Below are 16,769 nucleotides of genomic sequence, written 5' to 3'. Positions count from 1 at the left end.
TGCTTGTCTTATTCGTGTATTTTGCACAAATGAGCCAAACAACATCTACATCGGGAAAACGTCGAAATGTGTAATTTTCCTAACGAAATTGTCGTCCTCCTTATGTTGACACTATGTGCAAAACCCCCTAGACTAGAAGTAAGATATTGTATAGGGCCACATGCGTTCTGGAGTGAAGCGGGGGATCGAGTAAATGAATAACAATAGTTCTGTATTGCTATCCAAAGAGGAAGCTGAGCTTTTATTAGACTTACTGTTTGAGCAAGAATATGCGTTAGAAGTAGTAAGCAGTCATATGTTGGACATTGAAACAGGATTAAAGTCAGTAGATATTCATCAATATCAAAAAATAGCTTCACTATATAGCCGGCTTAGAGAAATGTAAAATTGATACATAATGCTGCAAGCTATTTACAGATGTAATAGCTTGTTTTATTTTTCCGTTTACACTTATGCTTTAAAGGGAATAGATAAAGGCGACATATTTACCGTCAAAAAATTTAGTTGTTCGGAAACCATTTTAAGGCGTTTTTTGTATACTATATTAATGATAACGCTTACATCGATGCGTGACGTGAGCAGCGAAAAAAATGATAATTACACGGAGAGGGCAAAATAAAGTAGAAATCTTAAATTACTCAAATAAGCAAGAGAGAATCGGGGGGAGACCACAATGGTTAGTATTTTTAGCGGGGCGTTTTCGACAACGTCCATTCAAGATTTATTAATTTCGGCAGATAAAGTGGCCCATGTTCAAATAGGAAACAATTTAGAACATGCGCTTCTTGTCTTAACAAAAACAGGCTATACAGCTGTACCGGTATTAGATCCGACGTTTAAGCTGCATGGCCTAATCAGCACAACAATGATTTTGGATTCCATCTTAGGATTGGAACGTGTTGAATTTGAACGCCTTGAACATATGAAGGTTGAAGAAGTGATGAATAAAGATATCCCGCGTCTGCACTTAGAGGATAATGTATATAAAGGTTTAAATCTAATGATAAATCACCCGTTTGTTTGCGTGGAAGACGAAAATCACGTATTTGAGGGTATTTTGACCCGCCGTGCATTTTTGCAGCAAATCAATCAGCAGTTAAAATTACAGGCAAAAGAGAAAAAAGGAAGCCATACCGACTAGGCGTGAGCACAGAAAAAAAGATTATTTAAAGCGATTGCTTTGTTTCGTTTATGTTGTTGGATGGAAGACATGGACGGAAAGGGCAATTGCTTTTTTAGGATACAGGACGCCGCGTACTCAGTCTTCACCCCTTTCATATGCAAATGTTTCCCAAATAAGCATATTATTTTTCTCTTTGCAGCGCTTTATATTAAGGTTAAGCTATGTTAAAGTCTAGCATGATAAGGAGAACTTATAAGAAAGAAGAGATGTTATGCAGCTGATTGAATGCAAAATGCTTGTTGTGCTGGCACAAGAGTTGAATATGAGGAAAGCATCTGAGCGTTTGTTTGTTTCACAACCCGCTTTATCGCAGCGGTTACAGACAATTGAAAAAGCTTGGAATACACAAATTTTTGTCCGTTCACAAAAGGGGCTATCATTAACGCCAGCAGGAGAGAAAATTATCCAATTTGCCAAGGAAGTAGTGGAGAAAGAAGAGAAAGTACGGGAAGAACTGGAGGCGCTCGATAAAGAAGTATACGGAACCTTAAAGCTTGCTGTTGCCTCTATTATCGGACAGCATTGGCTTCCAAGAGTGTTAAAACAGTTTGTTAAGAGATATCCTTATGCCAAAATCTCGCTTGTGACAGGATGGAGCAGTGAAATGGTGAATTATTTGTACGAAGATGAAGTCCATCTTGGCATTATACGTGGAAACCCTGATTGGAAAGGGGTAAAAGAGCATATCTTGACAGACACTTTATATTTAGTGGATACAGAAATCAGGCGGGTAGAAGATGTGCTCAAGAGCGAAAAGCCTTTTATTCAATTCAAGAGTGATTCTACCTATTATCAAGAGATACAGGACTGGTGGCTTCGACAGTTTCAAACAACTCCAACACGCACCATTGTGGTCGACCAAATTGAAACATGTAAGCAAATGGCGCTCAACGGAATCGGCTTTGCCATTTTGCCTTCCATTGCTTTAACAGAGCATGATCAGGATGTATATAAAATCCCGTTGCTCGATGAGCATCAGCAGCCTCTTTCACGAGATACGTGGTTAATCGGTTATGAATCAGCCTTTCAGCTAAAACAAGTAAAAGCCTTTTTGGAAGTTGTAAAGGAGTTTGAAACAGGAAAAGTCATACAATGATACTTGTCATCAATCAGACATTTTGATACATTAAAGGAATAGCACATAGGGAACCCAAGGAGGATATACATAATGAAAATGATGGATGCTAACGAAATTATTGCATTTATTCAAAACAGCGTTAAAAAAACACCTGTAAAAGTATATGTGAAAGGTCAATTAGAAGGTATTGATTTCGGTGCCGAATCAAAAGCGTTTATTACAGGAAACACTGGCGTAGTGTTTGGTGAATGGACAGATATTCAAGCGGCACTTCAAGCAAACGAAGAAAAAATTGAAGATTATGTGGTAGAAAACGACCGTCGCAACTCAGCGATTCCTTTATTAGATATGAAAGGAATTAAAGCTCGTATCGAGCCGGGTGCCATCATTCGCGATCAAGTAGAAATCGGTGATAATGCCGTTATTATGATGGGTGCTTCTATTAACATCGGGGCAGTAATCGGCGAAGGCACAATGATCGATATGAATGTGGTGCTTGGCGGACGTGCGACAGTGGGGAAAAATTGCCATATCGGTGCCGGATCGGTGTTAGCGGGCGTAATCGAGCCGCCTTCAGCAAAACCGGTTGTTGTGGAAGATGATGTTGTAATCGGTGCAAATGCGGTTGTATTAGAAGGTGTAACAGTAGGTAAAGGTGCGGTTGTCGCAGCAGGAGCTGTTGTAGTGGATGATGTTCCTCCATACACAGTTGTAGCAGGCACGCCAGCTCGTGTGATTAAAGAAATTGATGAAAAAACAAAATCAAAAACAGAGATCAAACAAGAGCTTCGCCAGCTATAAAAGATAGGGCGGGTAGAAAACACCCGTCATATCTTTTATGCAGAAAAATGAGAAGTATCTTTAAAAGCCCTGCTCAACGGCAGGGCTTTATGAGTAGGGAAGAGAAAGAATCACGATAGCATGTAAGGAGGAAACGGCAGATGGAAACATTGCATCCGTTTGTGGCGATTCGCCGGGAGCTCCATAAAATTCCGGAACTGGGGTTTCAGGAATTTAAAACTCAGCGCTTTTTGTTGGGCTATCTTGAAGCTTTGCCGCAGGAGCGTTTAAGTATCAAAACGTGGAGAACGGGCATTTTTGCAAAGATCCATGGAACCAATCCAACGAAGCTGATTGGTTACCGCACAGATATTGACGGGCTTCCGATTACAGAAGAAACCGATTACACGTTTCAATCGGAACATGAAGGGTTTATGCATGCGTGCGGGCATGATGTCCATATGAGTATTGCTTTGGGGGTCCTGACTCACTTTGTTCATCATCCGGTACAAGATGACCTTTTATTCATTTTTCAACCGGCTGAAGAAGGACCAGGCGGGGCAGAACCTATGCTTGCGAGTGATGTTATGCAAAAATGGAAGCCTGATTTGATGATCGCGTTACATATTGCCCCTGAGTATCCCGTTGGAACGATTGCTGTAAAGGAAGGATTGCTGTTTGCCAATACATCGGAATTGTTCATTGATTTAAAAGGAAAAGGCGGTCACGCTGCTTATCCGCATACAACAAATGATATGGTTATTGCGGCATGCTCGCTTGTAGGCCAATTGCAAACCATTATTTCACGGAATGTGGATCCGCTTGACAGCGCGGTGATCACAATCGGGAAAATTACCGGCGGGACAGTGCAAAATATTATCGCAGAGCGCGCAAGGCTGGAGGGCACGATTCGGACTTTATCACCTGAATCGATGATTCGTGTAAAAGAAAGAATCGAATCGCTTGTAAAAGGAATTGAAGTCGGCTACCAATGCGAAACTCAAATTGATTATGGGTGCATGTATCATCAAGTATATAACCACCATGAAATTACCCGAGAATTTATGGACTTTGTCCAAAGCGAGACGGATGTAACTCTGATTGAATGCAGAGAAGCTATGACAGGTGAAGATTTCGGTTATATGCTGAAAGAAATTCCGGGATTCATGTTCTGGCTTGGCGTCCAATCGCCATACGGCCTTCATCACGCGAAACTGCAGCCTGACGAACAGGCTATCGAGACGGCTATTGCACTGTTGACTCAGTATTTGACGAAGAAAGCAAACCGATAAATGGTATAATTCACCTCTTCTGGGGACACATTAGGAAAGTGAGGAGGTGGATGAACCATGGCAAAAATCGGTGTAGAAGGAAGTTTAACAAACGTACAGCAAGCCCTTCAGGAAAGAGGATATGATGTTGTGAAGCTTCGTCAAGAAAGTGATGTCCAAGGCTGTGACTGCTGCGTTATCACAGGTCTGGACTCAAACATTATGGGTATTGCAAACGCGGTGATAGCAGGACCTGTTATCGAGGCGAACGGGTTAACTGCCGAAGAAGTATGTCAACAAATCGAAAGCAAGCTTCGCTAATGAACATGTCGAAAACCGTTTGAGGTTTTTGGCTACATAAAAAAATGCTGGGGAAGAGCCTCCAGCATTTTTTATTGTATTTATAATGGCAGCTTTCATTTATCATACACCAAACCTATTGATTTTTTAGAGAACGTAAAAACAGCTCTTCAAAAAACTGCCTGTTTTAAGAGCACATTAGTTTATTACCTTTTTTGGAAATGTTACACTACTTATTGGAGAGTTTTTTCTCGGGCCGGCCTGCAAATGATTTTTTATATTTTACCGTTTATTCCAATCTTGTTATGGGCATAACATCTATGTAATGTTTTTCAGCGATCGCTTCAAAGGATTTTTATTTAAATTAATTATCATTTAACATTGACTAAAAATAGCGATTGCCTTATAATCAGAAGTGTGAATGGGAACTCTAAATGAGAATTCACATTACATATTCTCATTTAAATTTTAATTTGGAGGGATTTAACTATGCCAGAACGTATGGTAGGTAAACAAGCTCCACGCTTTGAAATGGATGCTGTATTAGCGAACAAGGAATTCGGTAAAGTAAGCCTAGAAGAAAACATGAAGAACGGTAAATGGACGGTTTTATTCTTCTATCCGATGGACTTCACTTTCGTATGTCCAACAGAAATTACAGCATTATCTGACCGTTACGATGAATTCGAAGATTTAGATGCTGAAGTAATCGGTGTTTCTACAGATACAATCCACACACACTTGGCTTGGATTAAAACAGACCGTAAAGACAACGGTTTAGGTGATCTTAAATACCCATTAGCTGCTGATACAAACCATGTTGTATCTCGTGAGTATGGCGTTTTAATTGAAGAAGAAGGTATTGCGCTTCGCGGTTTATTCATCATCAATCCAGAAGGTGAATTAATGTACTCTGTTGTTAACCATAACAACATCGGCCGTGACGTTGATGAAACATTACGCGTTCTTCAAGCGTTACAAACTGGCGGCTTATGCCCGGCTAACTGGAAACCAGGACAAGCTACATTAAGCGTTTAATGATAATCAAAAAGGTCTAACACTATGTTAGACCTTTTTTTGAACGTACGAGGCGATTCCAAAAGAGGCCGACTCTCATTTTGGGGGTCAGCCTCCGCCCTTGGACCGTCTCATAATATTTGGAACATATTATGAGTAGTAGACATTACAAAGCAATGTGAACAAAAACAATATCGATTTAAGGAGGAGACATCGATGAAGTTACGTGAGCAAATGCCTGAATTAACAGGTGCTACTGAATGGTTAAACGGACAAGTAACAAAGGAAGAATTAATTGGTGAAAAGCCAACACTTATCCATTTCTGGTCTATCAGCTGCCATTTATGTAAAGAAGCGATGCCGCAAGTCAATGAGTTTCGCGATCAGTATAAAGATAAATTAAATGTGGTAGCAGTTCATATGCCGCGCTCTGAAAATGACTTAAATATCGAGGAAATCAAGAAAGTGGCGGAAGAGCATAATATTGTGCAACCTATTTTCGTTGACAGCGAGCATAAATTGACAGATGCGTTCGAAAACCAATACGTTCCTGCTTACTATGTATTTGATAAAACAGGTCAGCTTCGCCACTTCCAAGCGGGCGGCAGCGGAATGAAAATGTTAGAAAAACGCGTTAACCGCGTATTAGCTGAAACAGAAGCAGCAGAGTAAAAGAGCGAACCATTCTGAAACAGCGAAAACCTTGCAAAAAAAGAAAAATGAGTCAATAAACGGTTCTCCATCTCACCCTTTTTGGTGTGAGATGGAGGGCCGTTTTTTTCATACTTTGGCAGGATGCTGTCATAGATGCCTGTTCTTGCACAGACTTCAGCTCTTTTCTTGTTTAATTATGTAAATTTAGAGGTAAACTTTTAAGAGAAGGGAAAGAAACATGGCACATTTGTAAAAAAGCACGAAGAAAGACGATTTTTGTCGAATGGTTTATTGTATAATATAACCTAGATGCTTTTTTAGGTATCTTACATAAGAGTTGGAGGTTTTTTAATCATATGAAGTTAGGTATGATCGGTTTAGGAAAAATGGGGGCAAACCTCGTATTGAATTTAATGGATCACCAGCACTCTGTAGTAGCGTATGATGTGAACGCAGAAGCGGTACAAAAAGCAGCAGAACAAGGAGCTTCCCCTGCTTCATCTATTCAAGATTTAATCACTCAATTAGAAAAGCCAAGAATTGTATGGTCAATGGTACCTGCAGGCGAGTTAACAGAAAACGTCATCCATGAGGTAATTGGTCTTTTAGAAGAAGGAGATATCATCATTGAAGGCGGTAACTCTCAATATAAAGATTCTATTCGTCGTGCAAAAGAAGCGAACGAACAAGGCATTTATTACTTTGATGTAGGAACAAGCGGCGGTATGGAAGGGGCCCGTAACGGAGCATGTATGATGATTGGCGGAGACAAAGAAGTATTTGCGGCAATCGAGCCAATCTTCAAAGATATCAACGTGGAAAACGGTTATTTATATTCAGGACCAGCTGGAAGCGGCCACTTCTTAAAAATGGTTCATAACGGAATCGAATACGGGATGATGCAAGCGATTGCTGAAGGATTTGAAGTGCTTGAGAAAAGTGAGTTTGACTATGACTACGAAGCAGTTGCACGCGTTTGGAACAACGGATCGGTTATTCGTTCTTGGTTAATTGAGCTGACAGAGCGAGCTTTCTCTAAAGATGCAAAACTTGATGCGATTAAAGGTATCATGCATTCTTCAGGAGAAGGAAAATGGACAGTGGAGACAGCACTTGATCTTCAAGTACCGACACCGGTTATCACATTGTCTTTATTAATGCGTTATCGTTCTTTACAAGAAGATACGTTCACCGGTAAAGTAGTAGCGGCTCTCCGCAACGAATTCGGCGGCCACGCTGTAGAGAAAAAATAAAAGAGAATGTTCTAAGACGGCCAAAAGCAGGCCGTTTCAGAACATTCCTTCAAATGAAGCGTCATGGAGAATCCAGTAAAACAAAGGGTTTTCCTGACGCTTTATTTGATTTGAAACATGTTTTATATTGCTGGAAGGAATTTGGAAGTTAACCTCCTTAACATTCTGAAATGGCTGCTCTATGAATAGATAAGAAGGAATAAATGTACAAACAACCAAATACGATATAGAGAAAACCTTCTTGGACAGTCAAGCTTACAGGAAGGTTTTTTCTTTTAGAAAGAGTTAGTCACAAAAAATTGTGAAATTACTCACAAAATATTCAAAGCTTCTCAACAAAGCCCTTTTAACCAGTTTTAAACTATCACTATAGTGAAATTAAAAAAGTAATGATTTGAAAAATGAGGTGGGGAAAAGATGGAATTTGATAGCGTTATGTTGAGCCGCATGCTAACGACATTAACATTGGCTTTCCATATTATTTTTGCAACTGTCGGTGTCGGTGTGCCTGTTATGATCGCGGTGGCTGAATGGATTGGGATTAAAAAGAATGATTCGCATTATATGTTATTGGCCAGGCGGTGGACACGCGGTTTTACGATCATGGTAGCGATTGGAGTCGTAACCGGCACGTGTATCGGATTGCAGTTGTCCCTTTTATGGCCAAGTTTTATGAAAATTGCAGGGCAGGCCATTGCGCTGCCATTGTTTATGGAAACATTCGCATTCTTCTTTGAAGCGATTTTCCTGGGGATTTACTTATATACGTGGGATCGATTTAAAAAGCCGATTTATCACTGGCTCCTTTCAATTTCAGTCATTATCGGTTCATCATTATCGGCATTTTTCATTACAACAGTGAATGCGTTTATGAACACACCGCAAGGATTTGAATTAGTGGATGGTGTCATTAAAACGGTCGATCCGATCCAGGCGATGTTTAACCCTGCTACACCAACAAAAACATTCCATGTGCTTACAACCGCCTATTTAACATCTGCATTTGTTCTTGCGATGATTGCAGCCTTCCAAATACTTTGCGGCAAAGCGACGGATTATACGAAAAAAGCACTGCGTTTAACGGTCACATCCGCCTTTGTCTTTGTGATTTTAACAGGGATTGCCGGTGACTTATCAGCGAAGTTTCTTGCTGAATATCAACCTGAAAAATTAGCGGCGCTGGAGTGGCATTTTGAAACGGAAGAAGGAGCCGATCTGATTTTATTCGGTACGCTTGATGAAGCATCACAAGAAGTGAAATATGCCATTCATTTGCCGAAAATGCTGAGCTTTTTATCATTGAGCGATTTTAATGGAGAAGTTACAGGGTTAAACGAGTTTCCGAAAGACGAGATACCGCCTTTGTACATTCATTATCTATTTGATTTTAAAGTATCGTTTGCGGGATTCATGACTCTTGTCTCATTATTATTCGTCATGTTTTCAAGATGGAAAAAAGAGTGGATGCATAATAAATGGTTATTGCGGGCCATTGTGCTCTGCGGGCCGCTTGCAATGATCTCCATTGAATTAGGGTGGATATTAGCTGAAGTGGGGCGTCAGCCTTGGATTTTAAGAGGATATATGAAAGTGCCGGAAGCGGCGACAACATCAGACGGTGTAGAGGCTATACTATGGCTGTTCCTTGGACTTTATATTGTCCTGGGTATCGTTTGTACGGTTGTCCTTCGAAAAATGTTTCTCAATAATCCGGCAGAAGCAGAACTTGAATATCGTTTTAAAGATTAACAGTTAAAGGAGGGCGTATCGGATGGAAATTCAACTGCTGGGAATGACTGTGCTTTGGTTATTCCTATATGGGTATTTAATTGTTGCTTCCATCGATTTTGGAGCAGGATTTTTTGCTTACTACGGAAAAGTCACAAAACAGGATCATATTATTAATCGGCTTATTAGCCGCTACTTGTCCCCGGTATGGGAAGTGACAAATGTTTTCTTTGTCTTTTTCTTCGTTGGTATTGTAGGCTTTTTTCCTGATACGGCATATTATTACGGCACAGCTTTATTGATTCCGGGGAGTATTTCTCTTGTATTGCTGGCCATTCGGGGCTCGTTCTATGCCTTCGGGAATTATGGATCAAAAGATAATAATCTTTACTTATTTTTGTATGGGGCAACAGGGTTGTTAATTCCTGCTTCACTTTCAACGGCCCTTACCATTTCAGAAGGTGGATTCATTGAAAAACGAGGGGAGAATGTTGTCTTTTTAGCAAAGGAACTGTTCACGAACTTTTACTCCTGGAGTGTCGTCATTTTAGCGATTGTATCAGTGCTCTTTATCAGTGCCAGTTTTTTAACATACTACGCGCATCGGGCAGATGACCAAAAAGCACTTGAATTGCTTCGCCGCTTCGCCTTGTTCTGGAGTCCGCCGACCATTTTGGCGAGCTTTTTAGTATTTGTTTCGTTAAAACAGCATAACGTCCGTCATTTTGAAAATATTTTGGATCGTTACTGGTGGATGTTTATGTTGTCGCTTCTTTGTTTCTTAATTGCGTCTGTTCTTATTTGGATGCGTTGTCGTTACGGTACAGCGTTTATCTTTGTCATGTTCCAATTTTTCTTTGCATTCTTTGGATATGGGGCATCCCATTTACCATATATTTTAGATCCGTATATTACGATTTACAGCGGCTATACAAACGATACGATGGGGATAACCTTAGTGGCGGCCTTTATTTTAGGTTTACTGCTGCTCATCCCATCTCTATTTTTACTTATGCGTTTATTTTTATTTGATGCAGATTACGTTAAGGGTAAAAAATTATGATAAAATCATTCTATACTAACTATTATATACTCAATAGAGTTACTATTGGAGGAGTTTTTTGTGAAAAAAGAGTTTGCTGTAATTGGACTGGGCCGCTTCGGTGGAAGCATTTGCAAAACATTGAGTGAGCAAGGAATGGAAGTACTGGCAATCGATATGGATGAAGATAAAGTAAATGAGTTTGCGAATATTGCTTCACATGCAGTAGTCGGGGATTCTACAGATGAGTCCGTATTGAAAAGTTTGGGAATCCGTAACTTTGATCATGTCATTGTGGCTATCGGTGCCAATATTCAGGCAAGCATTTTAACAACCTTAATTTTAAAAGAACTGGGTGTAGATAATATTACTGTTAAAGCGCAAAACGACTATCACGAAAAGGTGTTAACGAAAATCGGAGCGAATCGAATTGTTCATCCAGAACGAGATATGGGGCGCCGTATTGCAACAAACATAGTGTCAAATAATGTGTTGGATTATTTAGAGCTATCGGATGAACACAGCATCGTGGAGATTGTAGCGAACAACCGCGTGAATGGTCACTCGTTGATTGATTTGGATATCCGCGCAAAATATGGAATTAATATCGTGGCGATTAAAAGAGGGAAAGAAATTATCGTTTCTCCTCAGGCTTCGGAGATCATTCGTGAAGGCGATATTTTGATTGTTATTGGAGCGGATGTTGATATTAATCGTTTTGAGAAAAAAGTGGTGGGGTAAAAAAAGAAGGTCTTCCTCGAGTGAGGAAGACCTTCTTTTTTTATATAAGTATAAATTATACTTTGGGATTGTCCAGCTGCACAAGCCAGCTCCTACGGTCATTTCACTCCTGCCTTCCGAAGCAAAAAGCGCTTCTTTGTCAGGAGTTCCAATGCCCTATGGAGCTAAGCGGGCTTGTTTCGCTTTTCTCATTACACTTCCATGATAATTGGAAGAATCATCGGACGACGTTTTGTTTTTTCATATAAGAACGGAGCCAATGTGTCTGTAATTTCGTTTTTGATTTCAGACCATTGTGTGGTGCGTCGTTCCATGACCTTATTTAGATGCTTTGTAATAAGCGATTGTGCGTCATTAATTAAATCGCCTGATTCACGCATGTAGACGAAACCGCGTGAAATGATATCTGGACCTGCAGCAATTTTAAAGTCTTTCATGTTGATGCTTACGACAACGATAACAAGGCCTTCTTCTGATAAAATGCGGCGGTCACGAAGAACGATGTTTCCGATATCTCCGACACCATTTCCATCAATATAAACAGATCCCGAAGGAATTTTGCCGGTTATCCCGACTTCTTCATCACCTAATGCCAACACTTCACCATTATCCATAATGAAGCAATTTTCTTCAGGAACACCACAATCAATCGCCAGTTTAGCATGCATCTTTTGCATGCGATACTCGCCATGAATCGGCATGAAATATTTTGGTTTCATTAAACGAATCATTAATTTTTGTTCTTCTTGTCCACCATGGCCTGATGTATGGATGTCATTTAATGCACCGTGGATGACATCGGCACCGGCACGATACAGCATGTTAATCGTACGGCTGACACTTACTGTATTTCCTGGGATTGGGGAAGAAGAGAAGACGACCGTGTCACCAGGAATGATTTGAATTTGACGATGTGTACCATTTGCAATACGTGACAGTGCAGCCATCGGCTCGCCTTGGCTTCCCGTACACAAAATCGTTACTCGGTTGGCCGGGAGACGATTGATCTGTGATGCATCAACAAATGTATCTTTCGGACAACGAATGTAGCCCAAGTCTTGTCCAATTTCAATCGCTGCTTCCATACTGCGTCCGAATACCGCGATCTTACGATTGTTTAATACGGCCGCTTCTGTTACTTGCTGCAGGCGGTGGATGTTTGATGCGAATGTGGCAAAAATGATACGACCGTCTACTTTACGGAAAATATCATGAATGCTTTCACCTACACGTCGCTCTGACATGGTGAAGTGAGGAATCTCACTGTTTGTACTGTCAGAAAGTAAGCAAAGAACGCCTTCTTTTCCGATTTCGGCCATTTTCGTTAAGTTTGCAGGTTCACCAACAGGTGTAAAATCAAACTTGAAGTCACCCGTATGTACGATTTGACCGTTCGGTGTTTTTACCACGATACCATAGGAATCAGGAATACTATGTGTTGTACGGAAGAACGTGATAGACGTTTTACGGAATTTAATGACGTCGTCCTCTTTAATCTCGATAAATTTAGTTTTACGTAAAAGGCCGTGTTCTTCCAATTTATTTTTGATTAAGCCAAGCGCTAACTTTCCGCCGTAAATAGGAATATTAAGTTCTCTTAGTAAATAAGGAATCCCGCCAATGTGGTCTTCATGGCCGTGCGTAATAAAAAGACCCCGAATTTTATCCTCATTTTTTACTAAATACGAGTAGTCAGGAATAACATAATCGATTCCTAATAGCTCATCTTCAGGAAATTTGATACCGGCATCAATTAAAATAATTTCATCTTGAAATTGTACAGCGTACGTGTTTTTACCGATTTCGCCAAGACCACCCAGGGCAAAAACAGCTGTTTGATTGTTTTTCACAAATTTCATATTTATCCAATCTCCAATACTTTAAAATCTTCACTTTGTTGTTCATATTCTAAATATGCACCCGTAAGCGCTTGAACAAATTCAATATTTATAAGGCGTTCTTTTAATTTTAAGCGTACATCGCGCTCCGATTCTCCCTCAATGTAAAGAACATTTGTCTTTTCACGTACAGGTACCTCATATAAACTTTCTTGATAATATACTTTAAAAATCATGCTAATTCTCTCCTTACTACCGAAATTCAAGTAACTTTTTATATTATATTATAAAATGGTTATGTATTTCATGTACTTTTTACTAAGAAACGTCATCTTTCACATATTTTAGTCATCCAACCAGAACAAGTCAATGTGGTAAAAGATATAAATCTTCTTATAAGGCGGCAGAATGTGCAAAATTTGATTATGTTTATATACGAAATAGACCTTATGTTAAAAAATCGGTTTTAAACGATTAACGAAAAGGTCCATTTCTAGTGTTTGTCCACAAACTGCGTATTTTGCAGTTGGGGACATTGGTATTTTTTTATTATGCAATAGTTTTTTTACGAAACAAGTCGTTCCACCGCTGTAACAGTTTTTTTCGCAAACGTTTCAGCATGACAATCTCATCTCCTTATTGAAATGCTGTCTCTTTTTTTCTACTTGTAGTATGTGTTTTTTTTAAAAAAGCTTTTCATGGATATATATGGTATAAAAAATATCTTTCATTTGACAATATTTTGTATTTTCTTTATATTGAAATAGAATATACAGCATAGGAGAGTAACCGATGGCAAAGCTATATAGTGCCTTATTTTTATTAAGTGCGATATGGGGAACGTCTTTTTTATTTATTAAATTATTAGTGGCAGAGCTGAGCCCTGTCGGATTGGTGTTTTGGCGCTGTTTGTTTGGAGCGGTAACATTATTGGTTATCATTTTGCTAAAACGAGAAACAAGCTCCATGAAGGATTTTCCGTTTATTCCTGTTTTTTTTGTAGGTTTGTTTAATAATGCTTTGCCCTTTATGCTTATCTCATATAGTGAATTAACCATCACAAGCAGCATGGCATCTATTATTAATGCCACAACTCCAATATATACGGTGCTCATCGGCTTTTTCTTTTTTTCGCAAAAGCTGCGTCGTGAACAATGGGTTGGGATTATTGTTGGCTTTATCGGAATCATCATTTTGGTAGATTTCCAATTGGGGGATTTGATGAATCAAAATACGACCGGGATACTTGGGATGACGGCAGCGGCTTTGTGCTATGGATTAGGCGCACAATTGTCTAAACGCTATCTCCAGCATATAAGTGTTACATACACTTCGTTCAGTACATTAGCGATAGCTTCTTTGATCACCTTTGTTCTATTATTGTTCACGAAGCCGTCTGAACTTATTTTCTCCTATTCATCTACTGTTGTTTTATCTCTGGTTGGATTGGGGATTCTTGGTTCGGGCTTTGCATATTTGTTATACTATTTTATGGTGAAAGAAGGGGGACCGGAATTTGCTTCGATTGTCACATATATTGTTCCCGGAATGGCTATTATGTGGGGATATGTACTGCTGGGAGAGCCGGTGACAGGGCAAATGGTGATTGGCTTAGTTTTTATTTTGTCAGGTATTTATTTAGCTTCACGCGCCAAAAAGGCTTCTTCACCGAGGGGGATCATGTTTGAAAAAAACATACGATGAGCAGGTGATGAACAATGGAAAAGCGCAGTATGATTTTCTTTGATATTGACGGAACATTATTGGATCATGACAAAAAGCTACCTGCTTCTACAAAAGAGGCAATCCGAGCTTTGAAAGAAGCTGGCCATGAAGTGGCGATCGCTACAGGTCGTGCACCATTTATGTTTCCGGAGTTGCGCAAGGAACTGGAGATTGAATCATTTATCAGCTTTAACGGGCAATATGTCGTATTTAATGGAGAAGTCATTTACAAAAACCCATTAAAACGTGATGTCTTACAATCATTAACGGATGCGGCTCTTCAAAGCGGACATCCACTTGTCTACATGGACCATGAAACGATGAAGGCAAGCGTTGAGCACCACCCGCACATTGAAGAAAGCATCGGTACATTGAAGTTTGTCCACCCTGAGCATGATCCTCATTATTTTAAAGATCGCGAAATCTATCAGTCCCTGCTGTTTTGTACAGGTGGGGAAGAAACACCATATAAAGAAGGTTTTAAAGACTTCCATTTTATCCGCTGGCATCAATATTCAACAGATGTTCTTCCATTTGGCGGATCAAAGGCACGAGGAATCGAAAGAGCGATCGAAAAAATGGGCTTCACTAAAGATCAAGTATATGCATTCGGTGATGGATTAAACGATATGGAAATGCTTCAATATGTCGGCAACGGGATCGCAATGGGGAATGCCCATGATTCGGTTAAGAAAGTTGCAAAGCATGTGACGAAAAATGTGGACGAAGACGGAATTCTACATGGGCTGCAATTAGTCGGACTACTAAAATAACAAAAAAAGGATGACTCAAGGTGAAGAGAATGCTGATGAGTCATCGCCTTAAAAATGAACCGTCATGGAAGTCCGGTATAACCAAGGTTTTCTTTGACGGTTCATTTCAGCTGAAAACATAATAGCGATCGATTGGGAGCTTATGGGAGGGCTCCTTTTTATTTTGTGAAAATAAGGAAATATCCTTGCGACATTCTTGGGGTTTACAGGATAAAAGTTGAAAAATGATAGAAAATGTTTTCGTTTCTTTAGACGCAGCCCGCAGTAACCCTTTCACCGGCGAAGAGGAAATAGGAACCCTCATTCAAGCGACATTCTGACAAATCGAATGAGAACATGACAGAACGATCAAAAAGTCTTCATCGTTTGTTAGAATGAAATCAAAAGCAATATAAGGTGATGAAAATGAAAGCAATGCTTGGAATGGCAGGTATCTTCATCTGCATAGCCGCCCTTGTGCACTTCTTCCAAACTGCACGAGTGAGCTCTCCGCTTTTACCCGTTCATCCGACCCTGGTGATCCATGGGTTCCGCGGGACTGAGCGCTCCATGGCCACTATGATTGAGCGTTTTGAATCCAACGGGTGGGGATCTCATGTGAAAACATGTGTCGTGAAAGAAACAGGACAGATTCAATGTCGAAACGTAAGAAACGCCAAACAAGGATCCATCCCGCTGATTCACGTAGTGTTTCAAAATAATACAGCGAATCTGCAGCAACAGGGAGAATGGGTTTCAAAAGTCGCCAGGAAAATAGGTGAAGAGTACGAAACAGAAAAAATCAACATCATCGGACATAGTATGGGAGGCCTCGCAGCGTTAAAGTATTTGACTGGCTATCATTCTCCATCTTATCCAACAGTTGAGAAATTAGTTACGGTGGGCACTCCGGTGGCAGGCTTACGTATGGAGGATCTTGTGAAGCAATATCCGATGGCGAAGAAAGATGTACATACGCCTGCAGCTATCGATTTACACATCGAATCCGATGCGTTAAACGATCTCCATCAGCAATTGAGACGTTTAAATCAATATGATACTTCCATCTTTTCAATTGCCGGAAATGTACAAGAAATGGGAAAAACGAGAGGGGATGGCTCGGTAACGGTAGAGAGCGCATTATATTTGCGCACATTTTCAGAAAAGGTAAAAACGGCTTCGTTTTCCGCTTCCCATTTTGACCTACATGAAAGCGCCGGGGTTGATTGCGCCGTTTATGAGTTTATAAGAGAGGATAAAGGAAATTTCCATCAGTGCGGGATGGACCGAAGACTAACTACGCGGCGTCCTGTCGTAACGTCTTGACTAGCACATCCTGTGCGTCGCCGATGGTTAGTTGATCTTATCGCGGGATAAATAGAAGAAAGAGGCCGCTTGCTTGCAGCC

17 protein-coding genes are annotated in these 16,769 nt (G+C 40.2%); 15 read left to right on the top strand and 2 right to left on the bottom strand.

Features of this window, described 5'->3' with window-relative positions:
- Nucleotides 1-193 precede the first annotated feature (193 nt).
- The 12 genes from abbA (at nt 194) to ACFOU2_RS12480 (ending at nt 11,047) form a co-directional block, all read left to right on the top strand.
- Nucleotides 194-385: an antirepressor AbbA gene (gene abbA / locus ACFOU2_RS12535; protein WP_377915602.1), complete on the top strand. Its 192-nt coding sequence runs from the start codon at nt 194-196 to the stop codon at nt 383-385.
- Between the two features lie 288 nt (nt 386-673).
- Complete coding sequence (gene cbpB / locus ACFOU2_RS12530; RefSeq protein ID WP_377915600.1) at nt 674-1,141, top strand: cyclic-di-AMP-binding protein CbpB; 468 nt, start codon at nt 674-676, stop codon at nt 1,139-1,141.
- A 253-nt stretch (nt 1,142-1,394) separates the two neighbouring features.
- Entirely contained in the window at nt 1,395-2,279 is an 885-nt protein-coding gene (locus tag ACFOU2_RS12525; protein ID WP_377915598.1) for a LysR family transcriptional regulator, read from the top strand.
- A 72-nt stretch (nt 2,280-2,351) separates the two neighbouring features.
- On the top strand, nt 2,352-3,062 hold the full coding sequence (gene dapD, locus ACFOU2_RS12520) for a 2,3,4,5-tetrahydropyridine-2,6-dicarboxylate N-acetyltransferase (protein ID WP_377915596.1): 711 nt from the start codon (nt 2,352-2,354) through the stop codon (nt 3,060-3,062).
- A 140-nt stretch (nt 3,063-3,202) separates the two neighbouring features.
- On the top strand, nt 3,203-4,333 hold the full coding sequence (locus tag ACFOU2_RS12515; protein WP_377915594.1) for an N-acetyldiaminopimelate deacetylase: 1,131 nt from the start codon (nt 3,203-3,205) through the stop codon (nt 4,331-4,333).
- Between the two features lie 57 nt (nt 4,334-4,390).
- The gene (locus ACFOU2_RS12510) at nt 4,391-4,633 is read left to right on the top strand and encodes a YkuS family protein (protein ID WP_377915592.1); all 243 of its coding nucleotides are present in this window, start codon (nt 4,391-4,393) and stop codon (nt 4,631-4,633) included.
- 468 nt (nt 4,634-5,101) lie between these two features.
- Complete coding sequence (locus ACFOU2_RS12505) at nt 5,102-5,650, top strand: peroxiredoxin (RefSeq protein ID WP_377915590.1); 549 nt, start codon at nt 5,102-5,104, stop codon at nt 5,648-5,650.
- Between the two features lie 195 nt (nt 5,651-5,845).
- Nucleotides 5,846-6,301, top strand: a complete 456-nt coding sequence (locus tag ACFOU2_RS12500; RefSeq protein WP_377915588.1) for a TlpA family protein disulfide reductase — start codon at nt 5,846-5,848, stop codon at nt 6,299-6,301.
- Nucleotides 6,302-6,639: 338 nt separating this feature from the next.
- A complete protein-coding gene (gene gnd, locus ACFOU2_RS12495) occupies nt 6,640-7,536 on the top strand; it encodes a phosphogluconate dehydrogenase (NAD(+)-dependent, decarboxylating) (RefSeq protein WP_377915586.1) in 897 nt (298 codons plus the stop codon).
- A gap of 417 nt (nt 7,537-7,953) precedes the next feature.
- Entirely contained in the window at nt 7,954-9,285 is a 1,332-nt protein-coding gene (locus ACFOU2_RS12490) for a cytochrome ubiquinol oxidase subunit I (RefSeq protein WP_377915583.1), read from the top strand.
- A gap of 22 nt (nt 9,286-9,307) precedes the next feature.
- Nucleotides 9,308-10,327: a cytochrome d ubiquinol oxidase subunit II gene (locus ACFOU2_RS12485; RefSeq protein ID WP_377915581.1), complete on the top strand. Its 1,020-nt coding sequence runs from the start codon at nt 9,308-9,310 to the stop codon at nt 10,325-10,327.
- A gap of 60 nt (nt 10,328-10,387) precedes the next feature.
- Nucleotides 10,388-11,047 carry a potassium channel family protein gene (locus ACFOU2_RS12480; RefSeq protein ID WP_377915579.1) on the top strand — a complete coding sequence of 220 codons (660 nt, stop codon included), beginning with the start codon at nt 10,388-10,390 and terminating at the stop codon, nt 11,045-11,047.
- A gap of 191 nt (nt 11,048-11,238) precedes the next feature.
- Here the strand turns inward: ACFOU2_RS12480 and rnjA are convergent, their stop codons facing one another.
- Complete coding sequence (rnjA, locus tag ACFOU2_RS12475; protein WP_377915577.1) at nt 11,239-12,906, bottom strand: ribonuclease J1; 1,668 nt, start codon at nt 12,904-12,906, stop codon at nt 11,239-11,241.
- Between the two features lie 2 nt (nt 12,907-12,908).
- Entirely contained in the window at nt 12,909-13,121 is a 213-nt protein-coding gene (locus ACFOU2_RS12470) for a DNA-dependent RNA polymerase subunit epsilon (RefSeq protein ID WP_377915575.1), read from the bottom strand.
- A 556-nt stretch (nt 13,122-13,677) separates the two neighbouring features.
- Between ACFOU2_RS12470 and ACFOU2_RS12465 the strand changes: the two genes are divergently transcribed.
- The 3 genes from ACFOU2_RS12465 to ACFOU2_RS12455 all read left to right on the top strand — a co-directional run bounded on the left by ACFOU2_RS12465 (nt 13,678) and on the right by ACFOU2_RS12455 (nt 16,688).
- Nucleotides 13,678-14,589, top strand: a complete 912-nt coding sequence (locus tag ACFOU2_RS12465) for a DMT family transporter (protein WP_377915573.1) — start codon at nt 13,678-13,680, stop codon at nt 14,587-14,589.
- A gap of 14 nt (nt 14,590-14,603) precedes the next feature.
- Nucleotides 14,604-15,383: a Cof-type HAD-IIB family hydrolase gene (locus tag ACFOU2_RS12460; RefSeq protein WP_377915571.1), complete on the top strand. Its 780-nt coding sequence runs from the start codon at nt 14,604-14,606 to the stop codon at nt 15,381-15,383.
- 405 nt (nt 15,384-15,788) lie between these two features.
- A complete protein-coding gene (locus ACFOU2_RS12455) occupies nt 15,789-16,688 on the top strand; it encodes an alpha/beta hydrolase (protein ID WP_377915569.1) in 900 nt (299 codons plus the stop codon).
- Nucleotides 16,689-16,769: the final 81 nt, after the last annotated feature.

Origin of the sequence: Bacillus songklensis (assembly GCF_042649685.1) — a bacterium.
Lineage (GTDB): Bacteria > Bacillota > Bacilli > Bacillales > Bacillaceae_H > Bacillus_BA > Bacillus_BA songklensis.
The sequence above is the reverse complement of the archived record's forward strand: the minus strand, read 5'-3'. Positions and strand labels throughout refer to the sequence as shown.